The organism is Stenotrophomonas sp. GD03819 (genome assembly GCF_029841665.1).
Taxonomy (GTDB): Bacteria; Pseudomonadota; Gammaproteobacteria; order Xanthomonadales; family Xanthomonadaceae; genus Stenotrophomonas; species Stenotrophomonas geniculata.
The window spans coordinates 1-24832 of the sequence record NZ_JAOCEW010000002.1 but is presented as its reverse complement, the minus strand read 5'-3'; the positions used below and the strand labels follow the sequence as shown (position 1 = coordinate 24832).

The 24832-nt window shown below is 65.4% G+C and carries 30 protein-coding genes and 1 pseudogene; 11 read left to right on the top strand and 20 right to left on the bottom strand.

Features of this window, described 5'->3' with window-relative positions; genetic code table 11:
- The first annotated feature begins 17 nt into the window (after positions 1 to 17).
- Positions 18 to 374 carry a hypothetical protein gene (locus tag N5D45_RS01320; RefSeq protein ID WP_279938380.1) on the top strand — a complete coding sequence of 119 codons (357 nt, stop codon included), beginning with the start codon at positions 18 to 20 and terminating at the stop codon, positions 372 to 374.
- Positions 375 to 845, top strand: a complete 471-nt coding sequence (locus N5D45_RS01315; RefSeq protein ID WP_279938379.1) for a hypothetical protein — start codon at positions 375 to 377, stop codon at positions 843 to 845.
- Between the two features lie 104 nt (positions 846 to 949).
- On the opposite strand, the gene N5D45_RS01310 is transcribed toward N5D45_RS01315, so the two are convergent.
- From N5D45_RS01310 to N5D45_RS01275, 8 genes are all read right to left on the bottom strand, one after another.
- A complete protein-coding gene (locus tag N5D45_RS01310) occupies positions 950 to 1576 on the bottom strand; it encodes a nucleotidyltransferase family protein (RefSeq protein ID WP_279938378.1) in 627 nt (208 codons plus the stop codon).
- Entirely contained in the window at positions 1552 to 2613 is a 1062-nt protein-coding gene (locus tag N5D45_RS01305) for an XdhC/CoxI family protein (RefSeq protein WP_279938377.1), read from the bottom strand. The genes N5D45_RS01310 and N5D45_RS01305 overlap by 25 nt, the downstream gene beginning before the upstream one ends.
- A gap of 9 nt (positions 2614 to 2622) precedes the next feature.
- Positions 2623 to 4827 carry an aldehyde oxidoreductase molybdenum-binding subunit PaoC gene (gene paoC, locus N5D45_RS01300; RefSeq protein WP_279938376.1) on the bottom strand — a complete coding sequence of 735 codons (2205 nt, stop codon included), beginning with the start codon at positions 4825 to 4827 and terminating at the stop codon, positions 2623 to 2625.
- Entirely contained in the window at positions 4827 to 5777 is a 951-nt protein-coding gene (locus tag N5D45_RS01295) for a xanthine dehydrogenase family protein subunit M (protein WP_099560618.1), read from the bottom strand. The genes paoC and N5D45_RS01295 overlap by 1 nt, the downstream gene beginning before the upstream one ends.
- On the bottom strand, positions 5774 to 6421 hold the full coding sequence (gene paoA, locus N5D45_RS01290; RefSeq protein ID WP_197656310.1) for an aldehyde dehydrogenase iron-sulfur subunit PaoA: 648 nt from the start codon (positions 6419 to 6421) through the stop codon (positions 5774 to 5776). Before paoA ends, N5D45_RS01295 begins: the two co-directional genes overlap by 4 nt.
- Positions 6422 to 6690: 269 nt before the next feature.
- Entirely contained in the window at positions 6691 to 7422 is a 732-nt protein-coding gene (locus N5D45_RS01285; protein ID WP_197656311.1) for a hypothetical protein, read from the bottom strand.
- Positions 7423 to 7503: 81 nt separating this feature from the next.
- On the bottom strand, positions 7504 to 7980 hold the full coding sequence (locus N5D45_RS01280) for a nuclear transport factor 2 family protein (RefSeq protein WP_197578904.1): 477 nt from the start codon (positions 7978 to 7980) through the stop codon (positions 7504 to 7506).
- A gap of 62 nt (positions 7981 to 8042) precedes the next feature.
- Positions 8043 to 8612, bottom strand: coding sequence for a TetR family transcriptional regulator (locus N5D45_RS01275; RefSeq protein ID WP_197656312.1), 570 nt, complete (start codon positions 8610 to 8612; stop codon positions 8043 to 8045).
- Between the two features lie 169 nt (positions 8613 to 8781).
- Here N5D45_RS01275 and N5D45_RS01270 point away from each other — a divergent pair.
- Both N5D45_RS01270 and N5D45_RS01265 read left to right on the top strand, forming a co-directional pair.
- Positions 8782 to 9734, top strand: a pseudogene (locus tag N5D45_RS01270) (alpha/beta hydrolase).
- A gap of 237 nt (positions 9735 to 9971) precedes the next feature.
- Positions 9972 to 10283 carry a hypothetical protein gene (locus N5D45_RS01265; RefSeq protein ID WP_010485735.1) on the top strand — a complete coding sequence of 104 codons (312 nt, stop codon included), beginning with the start codon at positions 9972 to 9974 and terminating at the stop codon, positions 10281 to 10283.
- 45 nt (positions 10284 to 10328) lie between these two features.
- Here N5D45_RS01265 and N5D45_RS01260 read toward each other — a convergent pair whose 3' ends face one another.
- From N5D45_RS01260 to N5D45_RS01250, 3 genes are all read right to left on the bottom strand, one after another.
- The gene (locus tag N5D45_RS01260) at positions 10329 to 10628 is read right to left on the bottom strand and encodes a hypothetical protein (RefSeq protein WP_057504097.1); all 300 of its coding nucleotides are present in this window, start codon (positions 10626 to 10628) and stop codon (positions 10329 to 10331) included.
- Positions 10629 to 10891: 263 nt separating this feature from the next.
- Entirely contained in the window at positions 10892 to 11161 is a 270-nt protein-coding gene (locus N5D45_RS01255; protein ID WP_197656313.1) for a hypothetical protein, read from the bottom strand.
- A gap of 56 nt (positions 11162 to 11217) precedes the next feature.
- Entirely contained in the window at positions 11218 to 11433 is a 216-nt protein-coding gene (locus tag N5D45_RS01250) for a hypothetical protein (protein ID WP_044570206.1), read from the bottom strand.
- 153 nt (positions 11434 to 11586) lie between these two features.
- Between N5D45_RS01250 and N5D45_RS01245 the strand changes: the two genes are divergently transcribed.
- A complete protein-coding gene (locus tag N5D45_RS01245; RefSeq protein ID WP_010485730.1) occupies positions 11587 to 11868 on the top strand; it encodes a hypothetical protein in 282 nt (93 codons plus the stop codon).
- Here the strand turns inward: N5D45_RS01245 and N5D45_RS01240 are convergent.
- Positions 11865 to 12185, bottom strand: coding sequence for a hypothetical protein (locus N5D45_RS01240; protein WP_228355344.1), 321 nt, complete (start codon positions 12183 to 12185; stop codon positions 11865 to 11867). The genes N5D45_RS01245 and N5D45_RS01240 overlap by 4 nt on opposite strands.
- Before the next feature lie 79 nt (positions 12186 to 12264).
- The gene (locus N5D45_RS01235) at positions 12265 to 14916 is read right to left on the bottom strand and encodes an excinuclease ABC subunit UvrA (RefSeq protein ID WP_228355345.1); all 2652 of its coding nucleotides are present in this window, start codon (positions 14914 to 14916) and stop codon (positions 12265 to 12267) included.
- 271 nt (positions 14917 to 15187) lie between these two features.
- On the opposite strand from N5D45_RS01235, the gene N5D45_RS01230 reads away from it, so the two are divergent.
- Both N5D45_RS01230 and N5D45_RS01225 read left to right on the top strand, forming a co-directional pair.
- The gene (locus tag N5D45_RS01230) at positions 15188 to 15442 is read left to right on the top strand and encodes a hypothetical protein (protein WP_043395782.1); all 255 of its coding nucleotides are present in this window, start codon (positions 15188 to 15190) and stop codon (positions 15440 to 15442) included.
- Positions 15439 to 15861: a low affinity iron permease family protein gene (locus tag N5D45_RS01225; protein ID WP_019336571.1), complete on the top strand. Its 423-nt coding sequence runs from the start codon at positions 15439 to 15441 to the stop codon at positions 15859 to 15861. Before N5D45_RS01230 ends, N5D45_RS01225 begins: the two co-directional genes overlap by 4 nt.
- A gap of 15 nt (positions 15862 to 15876) precedes the next feature.
- Here N5D45_RS01225 and N5D45_RS01220 read toward each other — a convergent pair whose 3' ends face one another.
- Entirely contained in the window at positions 15877 to 17370 is a 1494-nt protein-coding gene (locus N5D45_RS01220; protein ID WP_057504094.1) for an FAD-dependent oxidoreductase, read from the bottom strand.
- 224 nt (positions 17371 to 17594) lie between these two features.
- Between N5D45_RS01220 and N5D45_RS01215 the strand changes: the two genes are divergently transcribed.
- Positions 17595 to 17825 carry a hypothetical protein gene (locus N5D45_RS01215; protein ID WP_057504093.1) on the top strand — a complete coding sequence of 77 codons (231 nt, stop codon included), beginning with the start codon at positions 17595 to 17597 and terminating at the stop codon, positions 17823 to 17825.
- Positions 17826 to 17834: 9 nt separating this feature from the next.
- Here N5D45_RS01215 and N5D45_RS01210 read toward each other — a convergent pair whose 3' ends face one another.
- A complete protein-coding gene (locus N5D45_RS01210; protein WP_043395790.1) occupies positions 17835 to 18284 on the bottom strand; it encodes a BLUF domain-containing protein in 450 nt (149 codons plus the stop codon).
- Positions 18285 to 18473: 189 nt separating this feature from the next.
- Between N5D45_RS01210 and N5D45_RS01205 the strand changes: the two genes are divergently transcribed.
- Positions 18474 to 18734: a hypothetical protein gene (locus N5D45_RS01205; protein ID WP_228355346.1), complete on the top strand. Its 261-nt coding sequence runs from the start codon at positions 18474 to 18476 to the stop codon at positions 18732 to 18734.
- 7 nt (positions 18735 to 18741) lie between these two features.
- Here the strand turns inward: N5D45_RS01205 and ligD are convergent, their stop codons facing one another.
- Positions 18742 to 21291, bottom strand: coding sequence for a DNA ligase D (gene ligD / locus N5D45_RS01200; protein ID WP_228355347.1), 2550 nt, complete (start codon positions 21289 to 21291; stop codon positions 18742 to 18744).
- A 12-nt stretch (positions 21292 to 21303) separates the two neighbouring features.
- Positions 21304 to 21480: a DUF3606 domain-containing protein gene (locus tag N5D45_RS01195; protein WP_228354498.1), complete on the bottom strand. Its 177-nt coding sequence runs from the start codon at positions 21478 to 21480 to the stop codon at positions 21304 to 21306.
- A gap of 251 nt (positions 21481 to 21731) precedes the next feature.
- On the opposite strand from N5D45_RS01195, the gene N5D45_RS01190 reads away from it, so the two are divergent.
- Positions 21732 to 22229 (top strand): DUF892 family protein, encoded by a 498-nt coding sequence (locus N5D45_RS01190; RefSeq protein ID WP_019659711.1) that lies wholly within the window; start codon positions 21732 to 21734, stop codon positions 22227 to 22229.
- Positions 22230 to 22268: 39 nt separating this feature from the next.
- Here the strand turns inward: N5D45_RS01190 and N5D45_RS01185 are convergent, their stop codons facing one another.
- From N5D45_RS01185 to N5D45_RS01175, 3 genes are read right to left on the bottom strand one after another with little or no spacing between them, the layout of a single operon-like run.
- A complete protein-coding gene (locus N5D45_RS01185) occupies positions 22269 to 23003 on the bottom strand; it encodes a DNA-formamidopyrimidine glycosylase family protein (RefSeq protein WP_228354499.1) in 735 nt (244 codons plus the stop codon).
- On the bottom strand, positions 22996 to 23763 hold the full coding sequence (locus tag N5D45_RS01180; protein WP_279938374.1) for a DUF72 domain-containing protein: 768 nt from the start codon (positions 23761 to 23763) through the stop codon (positions 22996 to 22998). The genes N5D45_RS01185 and N5D45_RS01180 overlap by 8 nt, the downstream gene beginning before the upstream one ends.
- Positions 23760 to 24227, bottom strand: coding sequence for a BLUF domain-containing protein (locus N5D45_RS01175; RefSeq protein WP_043395806.1), 468 nt, complete (start codon positions 24225 to 24227; stop codon positions 23760 to 23762). The genes N5D45_RS01180 and N5D45_RS01175 overlap by 4 nt, the downstream gene beginning before the upstream one ends.
- A 303-nt stretch (positions 24228 to 24530) precedes the next feature.
- Between N5D45_RS01175 and N5D45_RS01170 the strand changes: the two genes are divergently transcribed.
- The coding region (locus tag N5D45_RS01170) for a KGG domain-containing protein (RefSeq protein WP_279938373.1) at positions 24531 to 24832 on the top strand (302 nt) is incomplete at its 3' end.

Genomic DNA, 24832 nt, shown 5'->3' with positions numbered 1-24832 from the left:
ACGCAAGGAGCCCCGCCATGACCCAGCCCCACTCCCCTGCCCCGCACCCCATCCACGACGCGCCTGCCAATAGCCCTGCGCTGGACCCGAACACCCTCATCGCCCTGCTGCACAGCATCGGCACCGGCGCCGCCTCCGATGGCCAGCCGTGGCCGGAACGCCATCAGATGCCCGGCCGGCGCATCGCCTTGGCGGATACCGATTGCTCGCTGGCGGGTCTTCGGGTGGTGCTGGAGATCCTGCTGGCCGCGCAGCGCGCCCGCGAGAACGGTGAGCTGGAGCAGTACGTTGGCCCGCGCGTGATGGAGGGGCTGATCATGGCCGGAATCGGCCTTACCGCACACGCCAGTACCCGACTGCATCCGGACGGTTGAGTGGCCTGGTGGCGCTGGGCGGCCACCGCGCTCTGTCTTGTGGTGGTGGTTGCGGCACAGACGCTGTGGCCGGCGCCGCCGGTGCACTCGCCTGCCGCGTTCCAAAGCATCACCGACCATCGATTCTCACAACTGCGGCGCCAAGCCGTGCAGTTCGTGGAGGCTCGGCCACGACAGGGCTTCCAGTTCGTCGAGCGGCATCAAAACGCCGGATTCCAGATTCACTGTGGAGGCGTTCCAGTGTTGTGGCTGGAGAGGCGCTCGCACCATCTGCTGTTGCAGGCCTCACTGGACGCGAAGCAGCGGGCGCCCGCCGTTGTGCGGTTGCGGGCGCTCCTCCAATGGCAGTTGGAGCCGTTGGATTACCTGGAGCAGGTACTGGCTGGCGTGCCGGAACCTGTTCTGTTGGATCGGGTGCTGCAGATTCTTGCTGGTGATGTGCCTGATGGGGCGCGATGTGGCGTGCCGTAGTCGAGCATGGCTCGACTCTACAGGGCTGAGGGCAGCGAGGGTCCGGGCTCCAGCCCTGCCGCTCGTCACCTGCGCGACAGGCATTGGCCCAGTGATCATGCGGGTCACCTCCCTGCATCGATCCAGCCCGCATCGCGCGCATGCGCTAGATCCTCTGGCGTATCGACATCCAGGCCCAGCTCCGGCGCTTGAAGGGCATACACCGTATCGACAGGGAGCTGCCTCAAGCGCGCTCCGAAGCCGCGGTCACCGCTTGCACCCGCAGAGTTGAACCATGCACGCGGCACTACCGCGGGAATGCCAAGCGCATCTCCATGACGGGTGCCTGCGCACCCTGACGCCGAGGCGCGGGCACCGGAAAGCAGCGCCTGCAGATGCGAGCGCTCGATTGCGGGCTGGTCGCATGCCACGACCATCACAGCGGCCACCGTGGGCAGCAGGTGTGCGCCGGCAACCTGCAGGCTGCTCGCCAGGCCGCGTTCCCAGTGGTGGTTGGTTACCGGAGTGGCGTCCAGCCCGGCAATGCTGGATGTCACGGCCTGTGCGTTCGCGCCCACCACGACCAGGACCTGCGCTGGCGCGAGCTCCCGCGCCAACCGCACCACGCGATGTACTAGGGTCTCGCCCTGCCGGGTCAGAAGCTGCTTGGGCTGGCCAAGTCGGGTGCTCCCGCCGGCAGCCAGCACGACGACCGCATGCGCGTCAGTCACCTGCCGTGCGCGCTTCGCCATTGCTGCAGCTGCGCGGCGATGCTGAGCGAAATCGCCTCGGGCCCTCGGCCGCCGATGTCCAGGCCGACCGGTGATTGAAGTCTCGGGGACAGGCGGTGGCGCTGATCCGGTGTCAGCAGCTTGAACAGGTCCTCGCGCCTTCGCCGCGGACCCAGCAGTCCAATGAACGCAACGTTGGTATCAGCCAGGGCCACCAGCGCCTCCCGGTCCAGTTCGAAATCGTGATGCATCACCAGTGCCGCGTCGCACGGGTCGCCATGAAGGGCCTCGGCCGGGCTGGTCTGAAGATGCGCATCCGCGCACTGCCCGGCTGAGGCCCAGCGCGCTCGTCGTTCGGCCACGCTGACCCGCCACCCCAGGCCCCGCAGCAACGGAACGAGGAAGGGCGTTTCGGGACCGCCCCCCAACACCAGGGCCCGCGGAAGCCGAGGCAACGGCAAACGCCACGCACCCTCGCCAAAGGGCTGCGTACCCTCCATCGGATGCAGCTGCCACGCCTGCTCGCGATGGCCGGCGCGGAAAACGACCTGGCCCGACGTACGAAGGTCGCGCTGGAGTGGCACACCCTCGCGCAACCAAGCCTCGATGACGTCGTCGATGCCGACCATGGCACGCAATGGCAGGAGCGCAATCCGCAGCCGGCCGCGGCACCCGAGCGCGGACCCACTCAACAGGTCGTCGTCACTGCGGGTGTCGATCTCGATCCAGTCGACCCGCCCTGCCGCGCTCACCTGCTCCGCGCGTCGCGCGAGCTCGGGCTCCAGACATCCGCCGCTCAGCCAGCCGACCTGGTCGCCGTTGCAGAACAGCACCATGTCGCCGGCACCGGCGTAAGTGGAGCCATCGGTTTCCAGCACCAGCGCGAGCACGGCGTGCTCCCCCGCGCGCACGCGCGTCAAGGCCGTCTCGAGCACGCCGCGCGGGCTGCCTTCGGCGAGGAAGCCCGGCGCTGCCGACAGGTGCTCGGCAAGATCGCAGGGCTCCCCTCCGCCTGCGGCGGAGGCCTCCAGAGTGGGCGAGGCTGCGGGTCGGTCCATGCGCAAGGGTCAGCCCACGTCGGGCAAGCCGGGCAGCAGCTTGTCCAGGGTAATGGGATAGTTGCGCACGCGCACGCCGGTTGCGTTGTAGACCGCATTGGCGATCGCGGCGCCGACCCCGCAGATGCCCATTTCACCCACGCCCTTGGCCTTCATCGGCGAGATCACCGGATCCAGCGTGTCGAGGAAGACCACTTCCTGGTACGGAATGTCGGCGTGCACGGGAACCTCGTAGCCGGCCAGGTCGTGGTTGATGAACAAGCCAAGCCGTTTGTCGACCACCAGCTCCTCCATCAGGGTCGCGCCCGCACCCATCACCATCCCGCCGATGACCTGGCTGCGTGCGGAGAGCGGATTGAGGATCCGGCCGCCATCGCATACGGCAAGCATGCGGCGGATGCGCGTCTCTCCCGTGTAGGCATGCACGGCGACCTCGCAGAAATGCCCTGCATAGGTGCCGACGTCGTAGCCTTGCTTGAAGTCACCGAAGGCAATGCCGTCCTCTGCCGACAGTGTCCCCGCCTCCGCCAGCTTGATCGTCCGTCCACCCGCCTGGATGCGGCCATTGGCGAAGTCTGCGGTGTCGCCGTCGAAGCCGAGCTTCTCGCCCACCTTGCGGCGCAGGCTGACGCACGCCGCGTACACGCCTGCGGTGGAGCTCGCCGCGCCCCACTGGCCGCCGGAACCGGCGGAGGCGGGATGACGGGAGTCGCCGAGGGTCACCTGGACCCGGTCCAGAGGCACGCCCATGGTCTCGGCTGCCGTCTGCGCGATGATCGTGTAGGAGCCGGTGCCGATGTCGGTCATGTCGGTCTCGACAATCACCCCGCCTTGGCCGTCAAGCCGGACCCGCGCCGCCGACTTCATCGTCGGTGCGCCGCGATAGCCCGCGGACACGCCCATGCCGACCAGCCAGTCCCCTTCCCTGACCTGCGCAGGCCTGGGGTTGCGCTTGTTCCAGTTGAAGCGCTCCGCGCCTTCGCGCAGGCAGCGCACCAGGTTGCGGTCGGAGAACTTCTTGGACGGATCGCCGGGCACGACCTCGGGCTCGTTGAGGATGCGGAACGCGATCGGGTCGAGGCCCAGCTTCTCGGCCATTTCGTCCATCGCCACCTCCAGCGCCATGTGGCCCGGTGCTTCGCCCGGTGCGCGCATCGCATTGCCTTCGGGCATGTCGAGCGTGGCGATGTAGTTGGCCACCAGGCGGTTGGCGCCCGCATAGAGCTTGGGCGTCTGCAGGGTGCCGTTCTCGCCGTCCTCGCCGTTGATGTTGCCCGACCAGTTCTCATGGGCGATGGCGGAGATCCGGCCATCCTTGCCGCAGCCGATCCGCACGCGCTGGAGGGTGGCGTGCCGGTGCGTGGTGTTGTTGGGCATCAATGGGCGTTGCAGCGCGATCTTCACTGGTCGCCCGACCTGCTTGGCCGCCAGCGCGGCCAGCACCGCGTCGGCACGGATGAACAGCTTGCCGCCAAAGCCGCCGCCGATATAGGGCGAGTCCACGCGCACCTTGGCAGGATCGATGCCGAGGATCGCCGCCATGCCCTGCCTGGCCCAGTCGATCATCTGGTTCGCCGTCCACAACGTGAGCGTGTCACCCTCCCAAGCGGCGATGGTGGCGTGCGGCTCCATCATCGAATGACTTTCGTCGGAGGTGTGGTAAGTCTCGTCGAGCTTGACCGCCGCGCTCGCGTAAGCGGTGTCGAAATCGCCGAGCGTCTGCCGGTCGGGCTTGCCACCGCGCCCCTTTGCCAGCGGCGCGGACGGTGCCAGGGCCGGGAAATCGAAGCGGCCCTTGTCGCGCTCGTAGCGGGTGCGGATCAGCGCCGCGGCGGCGCGGGCCTGCTCGAAGGTCTCTGCCACCACGCAGGCGATGGCCTGGTGGTAGTGGGCCACCTCGGCTCCGCCGAACAACGGTGCATTGTTCCAGTTCGATGTGCCGACCGGCTTGGTTTCCGGTGCGGTGATGACCGCCAGTACGCCGGGCGCGGCACGCGCGCGGGAGGCATCCATCGAAATAATGCGCCCCTTGCCGATGCCCGCGCCGACGATGTAGCCGTAGGCCTGGTTCGGCGCCACGTCATGGCGCTCGTAGGCATAGAGGGCGGTGCCGGTGGTCTTGCGTGGACCGTCGATGCGCGGCGTCGACTTGCCGACGACCTTGGCCTTGTCGAACAGGTTGTCGCCGGCGGGGGCGTTGAATTCAAGGGGCATCAGCGCTCTCCTTCCACCAGCACGGCTGCGAGAGTGCGCTCGGCGAGCGCGATCTTGAACGCGTTCTCCCGCGTCGGGCGGGCACCGGCGAACACCTGCCGGGTCGCGGCCTTCACGCCGTCGCGCAGCAGGGGTTCGGCTGCCTCGACGCGCCACGGCTTCGGCGCGACCCCACCGAAGGCGAACCGCGCCGAGCCGTCACGCTGCACGACCGCGGCGACCGACACCAGTGCGAACGCATAGGACGCGCGGTCCCGTACCTTGTGGTACACGTGCCGACCGCCCAGGGGTTCTGGCAGCGTGACGTGGGTGATCAGCTCACCGCGCTGCAGCACGTTGTCCTGCTGCGGCCTGTCGCCGGGGGAACGATGGAAATCGGCAATCGGGATGCTGCGCGTACTGCCGTCACCCCTGACGGTCTGGATCGAGGCGTCCAGCACCCGCAGGGCCACCGCCATGTCGCCCGGATAGGTCGCGATGCAGCTGTCCGACGTGCCGATCACGCCCATCTGCCGGGAGAACCCCTCGAGTGCGCCGCAGCCGGATCCGGGCAGGCGCTTGTTGCAGGGCAGATTGGGGTCGTAGAAATACGGGCAGCGCGTGCGCTGCAGCAGGTTGCCGCCGGTGGTGGCTTTGTTGCGCAACTGCCCGGAGGCACCTGCCACGATCGCGCGGGTCAGCACCGCATAGTCGCGGCGCACGCGCTCATGCGAGGCCAGTGCGGTATTGGTGACCAGCGTGCCGATGCGCAGGCCGCCCTCGTCGGTGGGTTCGATTCTGTCCAGGCCGATGTCCTGCACATCGACCAGGTGCGCTGGCGTCTCGACCTCCAGCTTCATCAGGTCGAGCAGATTGGTCCCTCCGGCCAGGAACTTCGCGCCCTCGGTGCCGGCGACGGCCCTGGCGGCCTCGGCCGGGGATTTCGCGCGTTCGTAACTGAAGGCCCTCATGCGCGCCTCCCTGCGGAGGTTACGCCAGCGACCTCTGCCATCGCCTCGGCAATGTTGGAATAGGCGCCGCAGCGGCAGAGGTTGCCGCTCATGCGTTCGCGCATTTCCATGTTGGTGGCCCGGGGCCGTGCGCTGACATCCGCCTGCACATGGCTGGGGACACCCCGCTTGATCTCTTCCAGTACCGCCACCGCCGAACAGATCTGCCCCGGCGTGCAATACCCGCACTGGTAGCCATCATGCTTGATGAAAGCGGCCTGCATCGGATGCAGGTCATCGGGAGTTCCGAGGCCTTCAATGGTGGTGATGGCATCGCCCTGGTGCTGCACCGCCAAGCTGAGGCAGGCATTGATGCGCTCACCGTTGACGAGCACGGTACAGGCACCGCATTGACCGTGGTCGCAGCCCTTTTTCGTTCCAGTCAGCTTCAGATGTTCGCGCAGGGCATCGAGCAGCGTGGTCCGGGTGTCCAGTTCAAGTTCCCGCCGCTCGCCGTTGACGGTCAAGGCCACCGTGCTGATGACCGGGGGCCTGGGCGGCGGGGGCGCCGCCAGTTCGGCGGCGAGCGAGGAGGCCCCCGGTGCGGCGGACATTGCCACGGTCGTGACGCCGCCGGCGATCACCTGGCGACGCGTCAACTTCATTCCTTCATCACAACTTGGCACAGTGACCTCCTGGCGTTCGGGGAAACCCCCGTGGCTGGATGGACGCGCTCACACTACCGAAGGGCCACTATGCCCCTCTGCGGGGTACAGACCTGTGAAGTCGGCGAAATGTACGAACATGATGCAGCAAGCCGGAAGAAATCGGCTGCATCCAGCCGCAGCGCGGCACTCTTGAGCCATGCGTATGCCTCACTGGATGACTCACAGTCCTGTTTGTCCCTCAGCATGAGGAACATGATGGCCCGACGCTACAAAGGCGTTGGCTGGGAGGGCTCGGGTTCGTGGATGGAGCCCTCCAACAAGGCAACGTAGGTATCGAGCCTGGTGCGAAGACCGATCAGCATCCAGCCCAGCAGGTACAGCAGCACCATGGCGAAGATCAGTAGTGCACCCAGCGGGCCAACATCGAAAGCGCCCGCCCAGTCGCCCCATTTCCATCCGCGGAACTGCAGGTAGAGGGCAATCAACAGCGGGAATGGTCCCAGCCGCTGCAGGCCGCCATACATCATGCCCATGCGCTCAATCATGTTTGTGCGCAAGGTGCTGACGAACTTGAGTCGCCGCTCGCGCTGGACGCGCGGGAATCCGCGAAGCTCGGTCACCACCGCTTGCCAGTGAGCGAAGTCTTCATCCATCTCCCGGGCGTGCGAGAGCCGCGGCTGGCTGAACTGGCGAATGCCCCTGCGGGCGGCCAGTACGCCACCGACAATGAACCCTCCGATTTCGATTGCCAGGCAGGCAACAACCACCTGGAGCACTACGCCAAGAGGCAGCCATCGATCCGGAAGCTGACCCATGAGAATGCCGAAGATCGCCGCACCCACGCCGATGCGAAACGCCCACGTCTCCACCCTGCCCGCCTTGGGGTAGATGCTGTGCTCAACCAGTCCCTGCACCCGCTGGTAGAGCCAGTGGAATGTCAGTTCCTGCGAATCGGTCTTTGCCGACGGATCGAATCCGCCCCTTGCCTGCATGTCCATTGCGCCCCCTTCCCCCGGCCGGCGCAGACGCCGGCCACCCCATCGTACCCGAGCGCGCTTCTCCTGGCGCCTCAGCGGGAATCACATACCCAGCTCGGACAACCCCGGGTGATCATCCGGGCGAGGCCCCAGCGGCCAATGGAACTTGCGGTCGCTTTCCTTGATCGGCATGTCGTTGATGCACGAGAAGCGGCGCTGCATCAGGCCATCCTCTCCGAATTCCCAGTTTTCATTGCCATAGGAACGGAACCAGTTGCCGGAGTCGTCGTGCCATTCGTACGCGTAGCGGACCGCAATGCGGTTCTCGGTAAAGGCCCAGAGCTCCTTGATCAGGCGGTACTCGAGCTCCTTGTTCCATTTGCGTGCCAGGAACTGCCGGGCTTCTTCCCGGCCGTTGGTGAACTCGGCGCGGTTACGCCACTGGGTGTCGAGCGAATAGGCAAGCGACACCTTGTCGGCATCGCGGGAATTCCAGCCATCCTCGGCAAGACGCACTTTCTGGGTGGCCGATTCAAGGGTGAACGGAGGAAGCGGCGGACGGGGTTGTTCTGCGGACACGGGGAGACCTCCAATCGAAATGGATACACGGGTTGCTTCAAAGGATCTGGCGTACCCAGGCGCTAACGCTTGGCCTGTTCCAACAACAGCTTCGCGACATCCTTCGCGGTGTCTGCGGCGTCGTAATCACCCATCACGCGCGACAGGGTGATGGCGCCTTCCATCAGGACCAGCAGCTGACGGGCCAGGTCCGCCGGCTGCTCCACATCCAGTTGTTCGGTAAGTTCCAGCGTGTAATCGAGCAACTTCTGCTTGTGATTCCGCGCGATCTCCCGGATCGGATCGGCAGGGTCGCCGACCTCGCCCGCGGTATTGATGAACGCACAACCACGATAGCCCTCGGACTGGAACCAACCCTTGAGCACGGTGAACATGCCGAGGATGCGTGCTTCCGGGGTATCAGCCTTGTCGCACTCCTGCCGGAACCAGGCCAGCCAGCGCACATCGCGCGCACTCAGCGCGGCAGCGGCCACGTCGTCCTTGTTCTCGAAGTGGCGGTAAATGCTCTTCCGCGCCACGCCGGAGGTTTTCACCAGCAGGTCCATGCCGGTGGCGTGGATCCCGTTCTGGTAGATCAGCGCCTCGGCCGTGGCCAGGATCTTCTGGTGGGTGTCGGTGGTGGCCTTGCTCATGGCTGCAAGGTGGAACGATCGTTCTACCCTGTCAACAGTCGATGGCGAGTGGTCCGTTCGCGCACATCCATGCAAGACGATCTATCAAGAAATCCGGACAGTTCATCACCCGAACGCCTGATTGCAGGCGCAAAGTACGTCTCACCACCCACCCATGAGAGTTCCCCGCATGAACACCTTCACCCGTGCCCTGGCCGTTGCCGCCCTCGCCCTCTCGGTCCAGGCCGGCCTGTCCGCGCAGGCCGCCGAACCGGCCACGCCGGCGGCAGTCACCAGCATCGCGCGCACCGCCAGCTACATCACCACCGCCGATGGCGTGCAGCTGTACTACAAGGACTGGGGCCCGAAGGACGGCCCGGTCGTGACCTTCAGCCACGGCTGGCCGTTGAACTCGGACAGCTGGGAATCCCAGATGATCTTCCTGGCCGATCATGGCTACCGTGTCATCGCGCATGACCGTCGCGGCCACGGGCGTTCCAGCCAGCCGTGGGACGGCAACGACATGGATCACTACGCCGATGACCTGGCCACGGTGATCAATACGCTGGACCTGCACGATGTCACCCTGGTGGGCTTCTCCACCGGTGGTGGCGAAGTGGCGCGCTACATCGGCCGGCATGGCACCGGGCGAGTGAAGAAGGCGGTGCTGATCAGCTCGGTACCGCCGTTCATGCTGAAGACCGCCGACAACCCGAACGGCCTGCCGATCGAAGTGTTCGATGGCATCCGCAAGGCACAGATGGATAACCGCGCGCAGCTCTACAAGGACATCCCGTCGGGCCCGTTCTACGGCTTCAACCGTCCGGGCGCGAAGGTCTCGCAGGGGCTGATCGATGCGTGGTGGGCGCAGGGCATGCAGGGCGGCCACAAGACACCTACGATTCGATCGCTGCGTTCTCCGCCACCGATTTCCGCGCCGATCTGAAGAAGTTTGATGTGCCCACCCTGGTCATCCACGGCGACGACGACCAGATCGTGCCGATCGATATCTCAGGCCGCCAATCGGCAAGGCTCATCAAGGGCGCCAGGCTGATTGTCTACCCGGGTGCGCCGCACGGCCTGACCGACACCCACAAGGACAAGGTCAACCAGGATCTGCTGGCGTTCTTGCAGGAAAAGTGAGTGACCGGGGCTCTGTTGTGATGGCAGAGCCCTTCCTTCCCAGAAGCAGGGCTGGCACCGGAGAAGCGCCGGGTGCCGCGTCAGTGCACGATTGCGGGCGTAGGATTTCAGCCCAACGATGGAGCGTTTTCCGCACTTTGATGAAGGGTTAACCTGCAACGGAGGACACTGCGCCCTCACGGCTCTTCTCCGGCGCAGAATCCTTTGCTCCCGTGTCCAGCCCAAGACGACACGGCCATGCACCCTCCCAATGCCTTCCGGATCCATGCGATCCAGCCCCTTCTTGCGCGCAATGGCGCCATCGTTCGCCTCGATCAGTTGCGATCCACCTGCAAGAGCTGCGGCTTGCGCTCATCAATGACGCAGGACGAGGGCATCAAGACGAGTCCATCGGGCACGACGCTCACGTGCCCCGCGTGCGGTGCCACGGGGCTGATGGACGAGGTGGAGATATGGCACCACTGGCTCGAACAGTGCCGGCGTGAGCGGATGCTGGCGCTCTTCGATCCCGCGCCTGACGAACCACTGGAGCCTGGTGTCCCCGAATGAGAGCGGCTGTCATGGACTGTTCGGCCGGCGCCTCAGCGCCGCGCCTCAACCGTCGCCGGGGTGACGCCCTGCCAGGCCACCCATCGTGAAGGCGTAGCCCGCCTCCTCCAGCAGCGCTCTCATGCGCAGCTCCACGCGCCGAGGGGAAAGCAGGCTGTTGGGTGCGTACAGGGCATAGACGTAGCCGGCGCCGTCGATGATCTCGCGGCGCACGGCGCAGTCGTTGGATTCCGCCGCCTCGGACCAGACAGACATCAGCCTGGCCGGACTGATGGACTGCCCGTTGCGAAGGCGAAAGAACAGCCAGCGCACTCCCAGGGAATGGGCTGGATTCAACCTGACCACTGAGAGCCTCCAATGCGCCGGAAGAGATCCCTGAGAACCTCAGGATCCAATCGTGGATGCTCGTCTTTTGAGGATCGCGGAAGGTCGATGCGCGTGGGACCCTTCACCAGTGCAGGCAGATCGGACTGAAGGTCGATCCACCATCCCGCAGGCAGCCGGAGCCCTGTGCCCGTTCTATCGTAGATGCAGATCGGAAAAGTCATCGCATTGCTCCTGAATGACTCGAGCATACGCCTGCGCGATGTCAGGTCCGGATGCGACGCCTAGGAAGATGCCGCATCGGCGCGCTTTGCGCATTCGAATACGTGTGCTTCGTCCTGCTGGACCCTGCGGAACGATTCCAGCCAGCCGAACGCTGCACCACGATTGTGAATCGTATCGCCGAGCCTGCCGGTCAGGCACCGTGCGCACTCCATCCCGCCAGGGCTGGGCGCGTGGCAGCAACGGCATTGCGCCATTGTTGTGATTTTCTCCGGGCGACACCGGTACATGATCTTGGTCATCAGGCTGATCGCCTGGCTTTGTGCGGACATGCACGCTCCCTGTCTGCTGCGGAAGCAGCCGCGCGGCGCGCGGCTCCTCCTGTTCCTCAGCGGCGGGTATCGCCGCCGAGACCGCCCTTCTTTTCATCCGCTGGCTTCGGGCTCTCGCGATCCTTGTTGTCCTGCTGCTGTTGCTGTCCTTGCTTGCCGGGCTCCTCCCCGCCGGGTTCGCCCCCCTCGCCCTGCCCCTGCTGTGCAGGCTGTTCTGCTTCAGCGGACGCGTTGGAGCGGTCATTCCTGTTCTGTTCGGGGACGCTGTTCATTTCGATTCTCCGCCGCAGCAAGTCTGCTGCCGATTGACTGTGGGCGTGTCGCCGTTACGGGAGCGTACGGGGACGCGTCCCATATGAACAAGGGTCATGAACAGGCCCGCAGCAACAAGCGTGTACAGTGGAATTTCGAAAAGGGGTAACGCCATGATCCATGGAAGAAGCAAGCACGTTGTCGACGTCGAGCGCGAGCTGGCCCACTGGAAAATCGCGTTCAACCTGGGCGCCCTGCCCGCGATGAGCTTCCGATATGAAGTGGCGCCCGTTATCCGGCTTGCCTGCGATATATATGTGAGAGATCCGCATGGCACCCGGTCGGCATGGATCGACGATCTCCAGGGCAGGCTTGCGAAGCGATCGAGCCTGCGCGGTCATCCTGGCGCAGCGGAGATTGCGGATCGGTGCTGGTCCCTGCTTGGCTGCGCCTAGGCGCGGCTGGCTGCGTGATTCCGCTCGCGCATCAACTCATCATTCAGTACGTGGACAATGGACATCACCGCGTCGGCAAGTCCACGAGAATCGCTGATGGATCCGTAGAAGTAGATCCTGGCGCCTTCAACGCGAACATCCGCCAGCTGGAGCTGGGACGCCAGGGCCCTGCACTTGATGAGGAACATCTCTGTCCAGCGAGCGCCCGGCGCCAGATCCAGCAGCGCGGTGATGGCTTCGTCGGTGGATGCGTCTACACGCTCATGCAACAACGGGACATCGAAGCCGACGATTCTTGGGAGCATGGAAGCGTTCACCTGACCATCCTCTCGCTGATGGGCGCTGCGAGTACTCCCACAGTACAACAGAATGCATGCAGCCCCGGACGAGATGGCGTCAGCTTGCCTGCCCCAGCTCGCGCGCAAGGAACGGCGCAGTCCTGCTTCCCTTGGCGCGGGCCACCTGTTGCGGCGTGCCCTTCGCCACGATGGTGCCACCCGCGCCTCCTGCACCTGGCCCGACATCAATCACCCAGTCCGCCTGTGCGACAGAACGCATGTCGTGCTCGATCATCACCACGGTGTTGCCAGCCTCCACCAGCCGTTGCAGCTGCGCCAGCAGCCTGTCCGCGTCAGATGCATGAAGGCCGGTGGTGGGCTCATCCAGCACATACAGCGTGCGCCCGCGCTGGCTGCGCTGCAGCTCGGTCGCCAGCTTGATGCGCTGTGCCTCACCGCCTGAAAGCTCGGTGGCCGGCTGGCCCAGCCGCAGGTAGCCCAGACCGATTTCCTGCAGCAACTGCAGCGGGCGGGCAATGGCGTCTTCTTCGGCGAAGAACGCCTGCGCCTGGTCCACCGTCATCTGCAGGACCTCGGCGATGGTACGACCATTCCACAGCACCTTCAGGGTGGCCTCGTTGTAGCGGGCGCCATGGCAGGTGGGGCACGGCGCATAGACGCTCGGCATGAACAGCAGTTCGACGCTGACGAAGCCCTCGCCTTCGCAGGTTTCGCATCGGCCCTTGGCCACGTTGAACGAAAAGCGGCCCGCGTCGAATCGGCGGCGGCGCGCGTCGGGTGTCGCGGCGAAGAGCTTGCGCACGTGATCGAACAGGCCGGTGTAGGTGGCCAGATTGGATCGTGGCGTGCGGCCGATGGGCTTCTGGTCTACCTGCACCACGCGCTGGATGGCGTCCACGTCGCCGGCCAGCTGGCCCCGCGTGGCTTCGATCACGGTCGGCCCATCCGCGGGTGTGCTGTCGGCGCTGTCGTCCACCGGCTCATGCCCCAGGTGCAGCAGTATCAGCTCGGGCAGCGCTTGTGCCATCAGGCTGGACTTGCCCGATCCGGAAATACCGGTCACTGCGGTCAGAAGCCCCAGCGGCACCTGCGCGTCCACGCCATGCAGGTTATGGCGATGGATACCCTTCAGCTCCAGCCAGCTGATGACACTGCGCTGCCGGCTGGCGGGCGCAGGCACCTGGTCGAACAGGTACTGCGCCGTGCGCGAATCCTGAACGTCGCGCAGGCCATCGGGCTCGCCACTGTAGAGAACGCGTCCGCCATGCTCCCCTGCCTGCGGGCCCACATCGACCAGCCACTGCGCGCGGCGCATCAGCTCCAGATCATGTTCAACAACGAACACCGAGTTACCGCCGTCGCGCAGCCGTTCCAGTGCGTCGTACAGCGCCTGGCTGTCGGCCGGATGCAGGCCGGCCGAGGGTTCGTCGAGCACGTACAGCACGCCAAACAGCAACGAGCTGAGCTGCGTGGCCAGCCGCAGGCGCTGCAGTTCGCCGGCCGACAGCGTGGGCGTGGCGCGATCAAGTGATAGATAGCCCAGGCCGAGCTCGCGCAGTTGCCGTACACGCGCCATGACCCCGCCCGCCAGGCGTTGTGCCGCCAGGCGCTTTTCCTCAGACAAGGCTGAGGTCAGGCGCACGTCGGGTGCGCCTTCGTGGGTCGCGCGGCCACTTGCTGCCCGCTTGGCGCGATCGCGGGGCGTTGCACGCCTGCTGGAACGCGCGCCGTGGCTGTGTGCACTGAAGTCGCCCCGCGCGATGGGCTCGAGCAACGCCGCCAGCTGGTCCAATGGCAGCCGCATGAACTCGCCGATATCCACACCGGCAAAGGTGACCGAAAGCGCCTCCGGCTTCAGGCGCTTTCCGTGGCAGGCGGGGCACAGCTTGCCTTCCATGTAGCGCGAAACACGCTTGCGCATCAAGGCGCTCTGGGTGTTGGCAAAGGTGTGCAGCACGTAACGGCGCGCGCCGGTATAGGTGCCCATGTAGCTGGGCTCCTGCTTGCGCTTGAGTGCGGTACGGGTCTCGGCCGGCGTGAAGCCGGCATAGACCGGCACGGTGGGCGTCTCCTCGGTGAACAGGATCCACTCACGGTCCTTCTTCGGCAGTTTCTTCCACGGCACATCGATGTCGTAGCCCAGCGTGACCAGGATGTCGCGCAGATTCTGGCCATGCCATGCCGGTGGCCAGGACGCGATGGCGCGCTCGCGGATGCTCAGCGACGGGTCCGGAACCATCAGTGCTTCAGTCACTTCGTAGACATACCCCAGGCCATGGCAGGTGCTGCAGGCGCCCTGTGGGGTGTTGGGCGAGAAGTCTTCGGCGTACAGCATGGGCTGGTGGGCCGGGTAGGCTCCCGCCCGCGAAAACATCATGCGCACCAGGCTGGACAGCGTGGTCACGCTGCCCACCGAGGAGCGCGCATTGCTGGCGCCGCGCTGCTGCTGCAGGGCGACCGCCGGGGGCAGCCCGTCGATGGCATCCACATCGGGCACGCCCGCCTGGTCGATCAGGCGGCGCGCATAGGGTGCGACGGATTCGAAGTAGCGCCGCTGCGCCTCGGCGAAAACCGTGCCGAAGGCCAACGAGGACTTGCCGGATCCCGACACGCCGGAGAACACCACCAGTGCATTGCGTGGAATGGAGACATCGACATTCTTCAGGTTGTGCTCGCGCGCACCGCGGACTTCGATGCAACCGCTGGCTGCGGCAGCACATGACGACTCGCCAAAGGGGGTGTTGGACATCTCAGCATTCCTGCAATCGTTGGGCGGCTCGCGCATGGTGCGCCCTGTAGGCCATTCTCGCTGTTGCGGGGTGAATGGCGTGAGGGGGTGCGCAACCACGTGCCGCATCAGAACGCCATGGCCGACGCAGACCGCGCCGCCACGCTGATTGTTAACGCGCGTTGCCTGAAGGATTGACGCCACGTTGCCCCGCCCTTGATGAGGCCGCTCACAGTGCATTCCTATGCTGGGCCCGCCACCTGCGAGGTGGTGATCAACCTGGAGATGCACCATGCAACGCGACCAGAAAGACCTTCCCCATCCGGACACGGAGGCGCAGCGCCCCGATCCTGTCAGTCCGCTGCAGGCGACGCTGCACAACCGCCGCAATCATGACGAAGCGCTGCAGGAAACCTTCCCCGCCAGTGACCCGATCTCCCCCTTCGTCGCTGCGCCAACGCCGGACGAGCAGGCCAAGCGCCTCGGGGAGCGGGTCAAGCTGCCGGACCGCCACACGGATGAGGAGGCCGCGGGAGGTGACCAGTGATCCGGCGCGGTTTCGCCCGTGTCGCGGCGGCGACGGCGCGATTGTCCGGCAGCCTGGGGGCATTCGTCGCAGCGCTGGGGGTGATCATCACCTGGGCTGCCAGCGGGCCGGCCTTCCACTTCAATGACACGTGGCAGTTGGTGGTGAATACAGGAACCACCATCGTGACCTTCCTGATGGTGTTCCTGATCCAGCATACGCAGAACGCTGATACCGCTGCGCTGCACATCAAGCTGGATGAACTGATCCGGGTGAGCAAGGACGCCAACCAGGAGTTGTTGAACCTGGAGTCGATGGAGCCGGCCCATCTTGAAGAGATACGCCAGCGTTACGAGGCACTGGCGAAGACCGCTGCAGACATCAAGTCCAAGAAGGAGCGCTGCATGCCCTGCGATGCGGATGCAGCCGCCGAAGCCTGAGGTGGATGCCTGCGCCTACAGCTGTTCTGGTGTGAGGCCCTGTCTGGCAGGGCCTTCCAGCAGCGCTCCGGTGGCGGAAAAGCGGCTGCCGTGGCAGGGGCAGTCCCAGGTGCGCTCATGGCCATTCCATTGGACAACGCACTTCAGGTGCGGGCAGAGCGCCGACATCATGTGCAGGCGCCCGCCCTCGTCGCGGTAGACCGCAGTGCGCTTTCCGTCCACGTCCAGCAGTGCGCCGCAACCAGGGGCGAGCTCACTGGGTGAGTGCGACGGCGCCGTGGCAAGGCGATCTCCCACCATGTGCCGCGCCACCGTGGCGTTGGTGCGAGCCCAGCCGGCCGCCGAGCGCACCGGGGTGAAGCGCATGGGGCTGAGCAACTGCTCGATCTCGCTGGTCGTGCCCATGATTCCCTCGGTGATCGCGCACGCGGCCACGCCCGCCCAGGTCAAACCGTCCGGCCCATAGCCGGTAGCGACCCACACATTATCGTGGGCGCTGCTGCCGATGTAGGGCAGCTGGTCGGCGGGCCGGAATTGCTGCGCCGACCAGGACAGCGGCTCGCGCTGCACGTTGAAGTTGCGGCGCGCGTCGGCTAGCAGATGCTGGGCCGGATCCACCGCTGGCGTTTCGCCGGTGCGGTGTGTTTCGCCAACCAGCACAAGCCAGTCGCGGCCATCAGCGCCGTGCACCCCGCGCAATGAGCGGTGCCGGTCGGCGATCCAGTGAATGCCTGCCGCAGGTAGGTTGGCAACCGGCACCGCCACCCCGTACTCGCGGTACACCTCCATCTCGGCCTGCACCAGGTTGAAGCCTGCGGGCGAATGCGTAGCCAGCACGAACTGCCTGGCCTGTATGCGGGCGCCATCGGCTGTCGCAACGCCGGCGGATGCCTCGATGCGGTTGATCCGGGTCCAGTCGTGGATGCGCACGCGACCTGCCAGATGACGTGCCAGTTGCCTGCAGAACGCCGCAGGATCCAACTGCGCCTGATCGGGAACGCGGAAGGCGTGGCCCAATGCAAACGGCAGCCCGGACTGCCGGTGTTCGCACTGCAGGCCGACGCGCTGATAGGCCTGCAGCTCACGCTCGAACTGCGCGTTGACCTCGCGGGTGCGATCCTGCACACCGTACTGCATGCCCACGCGTTGGAAGCCACAGCGCAGATCGTAGCGATGAACCAGTGTTTCGATGGACCGCAGCGCCTGCTGCCGCCACTGCACGACACGGCTGGCCGTGTCACCGCCCCAACGGGAGATCAGATCGGCCAGCCGGGAGACGGGCGCGTAAAGATTGCCGGTGGACATCACCGTATTGCGCCCGCCGATGGGCCCCGCATCAACCACCAGCACATCCAGGCCGCTATCGGCCAGGCGGGCCGCTGTCAGCAGGCCGGTCATGCCGGCGCCCACCACCAGCACGTCCGCGCGCGTCGTGCCGGCAAGGGGGCGGAAGCTGTGCGACTCGGTGTCAGCTGACCATAAGCTGGCGCGCGGGAACGGTTCGGACATGAAAGAGATCCTTGCAGCTTCAGCTGGGAGGCCTCTCTGATACGCCTTGCCGGGTGAAACGACGGTGGCGTGGTCGTGCAGATGATGCTCACGCGCTGCCGCGATCAACGCCATGGTCAAGGCCAGGTGAGCGTTGCGTGGGCAACACGCCTGTGTCGCCTCTGCGAACCGCAACTCCTTGCTTGCAGCGTGGTCGCTAACGTGCCTGGAAGGAGGATCAGGCAGTGAGCACGCACTTGGAAATCGATCTGATGATCGCGCAACTGGAGGAATTGCTGCCGGAATGGGCAGCGTTCTACCCCGAGCCGCAGTTCATCCGCATGCTCGCCGAGGCACTGGACTATATCGCTGCCAGTGCGGACCCGGAGGCGCGGCTTTATTGCGTGATGCGCACCGGGCACCTCCATGTGTGCAGCGGCGAGATTCCGTGGGCCGAACGCTATGGAGGTCGCTAGGCCGGTGGATCACGCCGCGACGGCATAGGGTTCCACCAACCTGGCCAGGACATCCATCGCCGTCTCGGTTGGCGCTTCGTCACCGCTGTGCTGGGCGAACCCCGACCAGTCCGCGCAGGCAAGAATTTTCAACTGCTCGGGTTGCGTCGGCAGCCAACGCATCGGCCAGAACGGGAGTCGCCGGTTGCCCACCCTGCCCCGCTGCAACTCGATGAGCCCTGCGTGGCTCGAAGCACCTACGACTCGCGAGTACGCCACGCTCAAGCCGTCCTCGGGTCCCTCCATGTACTGCAGGAAGCGGGCGCCATCGAACAGCAGAACTCCTGTAACGCCGGCATTTCGGTTGAAGCGGGCGGCATCATCGACCAGATCGTCCAGCTTCCCGCTGCGCAGGCCCAACGGGTCACCGGCAACGGCTGGGCCCGCTTCGCTGACGTATGCGACTGCCCTGATCGGCATTGACTGCTCCTGTAGTGAATCCCCCCAGATTCCGTGCCGCTAGGATAGGCCACCTGCGCCCCGCAGTTGTTCCCATCCTGTGCATTTTGTGAATCAGTTGGGATCCAGCCGACAAACGGCATGCAGGACGCCTCCCCGCCCAATGCCATGGATCGTTTACGCTTGGGGCAGATGACTCGGGAGCACCCCATGCCCAATACCGGCCTTTTCCATGTTCTGGAGCTGGACGCCGCTTCCGGCGTGCAGGGTATTGAGCGCGTCAGGTCTATTCGCGTGCGCTGCAACACCTGCGGCGGGATTACGCAGTTGTCGGGGGACGCGTTGGGGGCGGTACCCGGTGGAACGACGCTGGTGTGCGGTGCTTGTCCGTCGCGCCAGACGGTCAGCAACGCGCGGCTGGTCGAATGCGATCATGTATTGCCCGGTAGCATGCAGGCGCCCGAAGCGTAGGCGCGGGCTAAGGGTCTGCCTGCGCCCATCGCGCGAGATTCTGTTTCACTTTCCCGATACCGGCCCAAGGGTCTTTGCGCTGCCGTTTCAGCTTTGCTGGCACGTCCTTGATCGTGAACGCGTCTCCGCGCTTGAGTTTCGTCAGATCGCCCCAGGCGATCGGCAGTGCTACCGGTGCCCCCGGCCTGGCCCGCAGCGAGTAGGACGCAACCGCCGTCGCACCGCGCCCATTGCGCAGATAGTCCACGAAGATCCGCTTGTTGCGCAGGCTTTTGGTAGCCGTTGCCAGGAATCGCTGGGGCTCGGATTGCGCCAGCGCATCGGCGAAACCCTTCGCAAAGCGCTTGGTCAGGTCCCAATCGCATCCCGGATTGAGCGGCACGACCACGTGCAGGCCCTTGCCGCCGGATACACGCAGGAACGATTCCAGCTCCAGCTGCGCCAGCAGTTTCCGGATGTCGGTTGCCGCTTTCTTGACCTCGGCAAAGGGTACGTCCGGTCCTGGATCCAGGTCGAACACCACGCGGTCGGCCTTGTCGGGCGCTTCGGCGTGGCTGCCCCAGGGGTGGAACTCCAACGCGTTGAACTGCACCAGTTCAAGCAGGCTGGCTGCGTCCCGCACCACCAGGTAATGGGCGTTTATACCGCTTTCTTCTTTGAGCTTTACTGCGTCGACCAACTCCAGCCCGGCTGTATGGTGTTTCTGGAAGAAGCAGGGTTTTGCGGTGCCACTGGGGCATCGGATGATCGACAGCGGACGATCAACCACCTCGGGCAGGAGATGTTCCATCACTGCTGCGTAGTAGTCCCATACCTCCTGCTTGGTGTAGCCATCGCCAGGAAACAGAATCTTGCCGGGAGACGACAGCGCGGGCGGTGTGCGGTCGGTAGCGGGTGACGTTTTCGCATCGCGCGCAGGACGCGCCGTTGCGGACTTCCCACCAGAGACCGTGACCGGCCCGGCGCGATCGGAATCTGCGAGATCGGCGATGTCCTTGTCCGCCCGTACCGCCTTCAGTGACGCCTGACGCAACAGCTTCTGCCCGCCAATCCCGCGATAGAAGACCTCCACCACGAAACGCGGCGGGAACCAGGTCGCGGCGCGCACGTCGGTGTCCTGGGTGGGCACATGCGCCGTCGGCTTGCGGCTGCCGCCGCCTTCGATGCGCTTGCTGACTTCGCCGATCAGTTCGTCCGAGAACCCGGATCCGACGCGGCCGACGTAGAGCCAGCCATGTTTCGGGTCTGGCCGCGCCAGCAGCAGCGAGCCGAACCCGGTGCGGCTGCCTTTCGGCGTGGTGTATCCGACCACCGCAAACTCGTCGCTGGCCAGCTGTTTGGTCTTGCGCCAATCCTCACTGCGGCCACTGTAGTAGCTGCGATCGGCGCGCTTGGAAATGATGCCTTCGAAGTGCTGCTCACCGGCCAGGCGATAGGCCTCGTCGCCATCCCCCTGTACATGCGAACTGAACGCCAATGGCCTGCCCTGCCCCTCCAGCACGGATTGCAGCAGGGCCTTGCGTTCCAGCAAGGGCGCATCGGCGACGTCCACGCCATCAAGGTGCAGCAGATCGAACAATGCATACGTCAGCACGCCCTGCCGCTCGCCGGAGAGCGTGGCCTGCAGCAGGTTGAAGTCTTCCTTGGTGCCGGCGCCGGCGATGAGCTCACCGTCCAGTGCCGCCGAGGTGAGGCCCAGTGCTTTGATCGCGTCACGTATTTCAGGGAGCTTGCCGGTCCATTCCAATGCGTTCCGCGACCACAGCTGCACGTTGCCCTCAGCCACCGTAGCAAGGATGCGGTACCCATCCCATTTGATCTCATGGACCCACTGCTCGCCCTGGGGCGGCGCTTCGCCCAGCTTGGCCAACTGCGGTTCGAAGGGACCGGACGGCGCTGCGGCCTTTCTTGCCTTGCTGAGCGCCAGCGCCTTCTTCGCCCAGTTCGTTCGTCGGGTGCGCTTGGCGGGTACCCCGGTGAGCCGCCTCTTCGCGGCCTTGCCGGCCCCGGCCCGCTTCAGATCCTCCGCTGGCGCTACAGCAACATCCGCCAGCAGATCGTCTGCCTCGATGTCGCTGGCGAATTCATCGTCGTCCTTGAACAGCAGCCACTGCGGTTGGCGCGCCGGCTTCCCGGAGCGGACCAGATGCCATCCGCCCTTCAGTTTGGCGCCGAACAGTTCGAAGCGCAGATGGCCCTTGGCGAGCTGGGCTTCAGGGTCGCCCTGCGTAGCCCACACGCCATGGTCGAACTGGGCCACATGGCCGCCGCCATACTGGCCTTTGGGAATCTCGCCTTCAAAAGCGGCGTAGTCGACGGGATGATCTTCCACCTCCACCGCCATGCGCTTGACCTTCGGGTCATAGCTGGGCCCCTTGGGAACCGCCCAGCTCTTCAGGGCGTCACCCACCTGCAAGCGGAAGTCGTAGTGCCTGCGGCTGGCATGATGCAGCTGCACCACGAAAATGGCGCGTTGGCCCTTTGGCAGCGCCTTGCCCGGTTCGGGCTCCTTGGTCTGGTCAAAACGACGCTTGCGGCGGTACTCGACCAGGGACATGGCAGCTCCGCGCTACTTTCCCAGGTGCTTGCGTACAGCAACGGCGGTGGGCCCGACTTTGGCGACTGCGGCACGAAGTTCCTCGGCGGACACGCCCAGCGCCGTGGTCCAGTACTGCAGTTCATAGTCTTCGTTGACGTTGATACGATCCCGGTCCGGGCGGCCGGTGTTCTTCTTGTCATCGCTCATGGGAGTCTCCACGCGTGATCGGGCGTGAAGTGACCGTACCGGCCGACCCATGGGCACCAGGCGATGCCACCGTGAAGCCATGGCGAAGGCCTGCCGGCATCGGGACTGCGGCAGGCAGACGACAGACGCCACCTCGTGAAGACAACGCGCAGGGTTCGCGCTGGCGTTCACATGCCGCCTTCACCTGGCCCCCGCCTGATCGCAACCGGGCGGGACCTACTCTGAGTGCTCCATTCACAGCGGAGCCCAGTATGGCTATCAAGACGGCGGAAGACCTGTTCATCCACGAACTCTCGGACATCTACAGCGCCGAGAAGCAGCTCACCAAGGCCCTCCCGCGCCTGGCCCGTGCGGCCGAGAACCCGGACCTGGCCACGGCGTTTGAAACACACCTGGAAGAAACCCAGGGCCAGATCGAGCGCATCGACCAGGTTGTGGAGATCCTGGGCATTCGCCTGAAGCGCATCAAGTGCGCGGCGATGGAGGGCCTGGTGGAGGAAGGCAAGGAAGTGATCGACAGCATCGACAAGGGCCCTGTGCGCGATGCCGCCCTGATCGGTGGCGCACAGAAGGTCGAGCATTACGAGATTGCGTCCTACGGCACCATCGCCGCGCTGGCCAAGCAACTGGGCTACAAGGACGCCCTGCCGTTGCTGCTCGAGACGCTTGAGGAAGAGAAGGCCACCGACGAGAAGCTCACCCTGCTGGCCAAGGGCGGCGGCAATGCCAAGGCAGCGCAGGCCGCCTGATCGACGCGCCCCGGAGCCCGGCTGCCACGGACGGCAGCCTCAGGGCCCGTACAGCACTTGATCATTGGGGCAGAAGAACGTGCGTCGCCGCGTGGTCCCCATGTAGAGCTTGCTGATCGGGCCACCGCACACGGGACAGACCTTCTTCGTGTGCACCTGCCAATGCTTCTTCAGCTCAAAGCGGCGCTTCCATTCCAGGAAATCGAAGCTGTAGGTGCGGGCCTGCTCGATCAGCGCGGTAAGCCTGCGTGGCGGCAGGTCGCCCAATCGGGTGGCGGGATGCACGCCTATCCGGAACAGCACCTCGTTCTTGATGATGTTGCCGACGCCGGCGAAGACCGTCTGGTCCAGAAGCGCATCGCAGGCAAGGACGTCCGGCATGGTTTTCAGCTTGCGCCTGGCCAGCTTCGGATCCCAGGCATCGTTCATCACGTCCGCCCGCCAATCGTAGATGTCGTCCAGAGGCTGGTCGATCAGGCGCACGGAACACGCATAGAAGTTCAGCTCACCGTTGTCGAACACCAGCGATACCCGCGCCGGGGCTGGCTTCCGCTCGTCGATGCGCCAGCTGCCGAACATCATCAGGTGGATGCGCAGCGTGTGATGGCTGAATTCCAGCAGGAAGTGCTTGCCCCAACTGCGGACCGCCTTGACCCTTCGGCCCTGCAGCGGCGACAGGTCGATGCGGCTGTTCCCGGAGACGGTGCGGACCACGTGTCCCTTGAAATGGCTCGCTGCTTCGCGCAGCAGGACGATCGAAGGGCCTTCAGGCATGTTCGTTCTCCTGCAGCATCGCCTGCAGGTGCAGGGCATTGCCGGTGGCGTGACCCAGCGCGGTATTGTCCAGTACGAACCAGGCGGGTCGTTGCGCGTCGGCCTCGGCCAGCAGCTGCCGCGCAAGGTGGGCAAGGGTCGGCTCGTCGTAGGCACTGCGATAGATCTGCGGCTGGCCGTGCCAGCGCCAGTAGCTCCACGTGCGATCACCGCCGGGAATCGCTGCCGCCGGCACACGTGCCGGATCTGCGGCAACCCGTGCAATGCCATGCGCGCTCAGCAGCCCATCCACGTCCGCCGTAAACCAACTCGGATGGCGCGGCTCGCACGCTACATCGGCCTGCGCGCGCGCGCGGAGGCCCCGCAGGAAGGCTTCGACCGTGACCGTGTCGTACACCAGGCTGGGCGGCAACTGCAGCAGCAACGGACCGAGCTTTCCACCCAGCTCCAGCGCGCCTTCAAGGAACCGCTCGAGCGGTTGCATTGCATCACGCAGCCGACGCTCATGGCTGATCTCGCGCGGGAGTTTCACCGCGAACCGGAAGCCCTCCGGCACGCTCGCCGCCCATCGCGCATAGGTCTTGGCCTGGTGCGGTCGATAGAAGGATGAGTTGATCTGCACCATCGGCAGGCGTGCGGCGTAGCGCTGCAGAGCGCTGTCGCCCGCGCCGAACGCCTCCTGATCCGACCGCGACAGCGACCACCCCGCACAGCCGACGCGTAGCAGCTCAGGCACCACCGGGGCGGCTGACGACATCATCGTGCCAGCTGCCCGTCTGGTTCCATGATGCCGCCCGCGCCTGCTTCCGTCTGCGATTGCGAAACCGACAGTAGTCGATCCAGGGCGCTGGTGCCCGATTCCAGCGCCGACGCGCTGCGCACGAAGCCGGTCCAGTCGGATATGGCGATCTTCCCCAGTGCGAGCTCATCCACCCGCACGCTGCGCATCCGCCAGTGCGGAAACTGCCGGCGCCCCACCCTGCCCCGGTTCAGTTCGACGATCCCACTGTGGCTGCCCGCCGCGAGAATGCGTGCGTAAGCCGCATTGATCCCGGCCTCCGGGCCCTCCAGATACTGCAGGAAGCGCGAGCCGTCGAACAGCAATGTGCCGGTGACATCGGCGGACTCATTGAACTGCACCGCCTCCGCCACAAGTTCCTGCAGCCGCTGTTCCGTCAGGTTGCGGGAGGCTTCACTTACATAGGCAATCGCTCTGAAGGGCATGGCACCACCGGTTGTTGCAGACCGCTCTACCTTAGCCACACCGATCGTACGCGTGGTGAGACCGGTGTGGAGGCTGCGTCGAACTGTGGCGTGTACCTTCCGCATCGCGTTGACGCGCGGTCGGGCCGCTGAACGTGTGCCTGCCCTTGTGCGCACGCGCGCACGAATGTTCGTGGAGGTCGGATGAGGAATCAGAGCCCTCGGGATGACACGACGTTGGCAGTCGTGCCACCGCCGTCTAGCGCCGAATCTGGAAGATGGTCGCTGCCGCCAATGAGGCGGCTGAACCCAAGGAGACTTTCCATGGCCAACCAGAACCAGAAACAGGGCACCAGCAACCGCGGTTTCGCTTCGATGGACGAGGACAAGCAGCGCGAGATCGCCGCCGAGGGTGGACGCGCCGCGCATGAGTCAGGCAACGCCCATGAATTCAGCTCGGAAGAAGCACGCGAAGCCGGCCGCAAGGGTGGCGAAGCGGTGAGCCAGGACCGCCAGCACATGGCTGACATCGGCCGCGAAGGCGGCCAGAACAGCCGTGGCGGTGGTAACCAGGGCGGCAACCAGGGGGGCGGGCAGCAACAGCAGCAACGCGGCGGCAACAACCG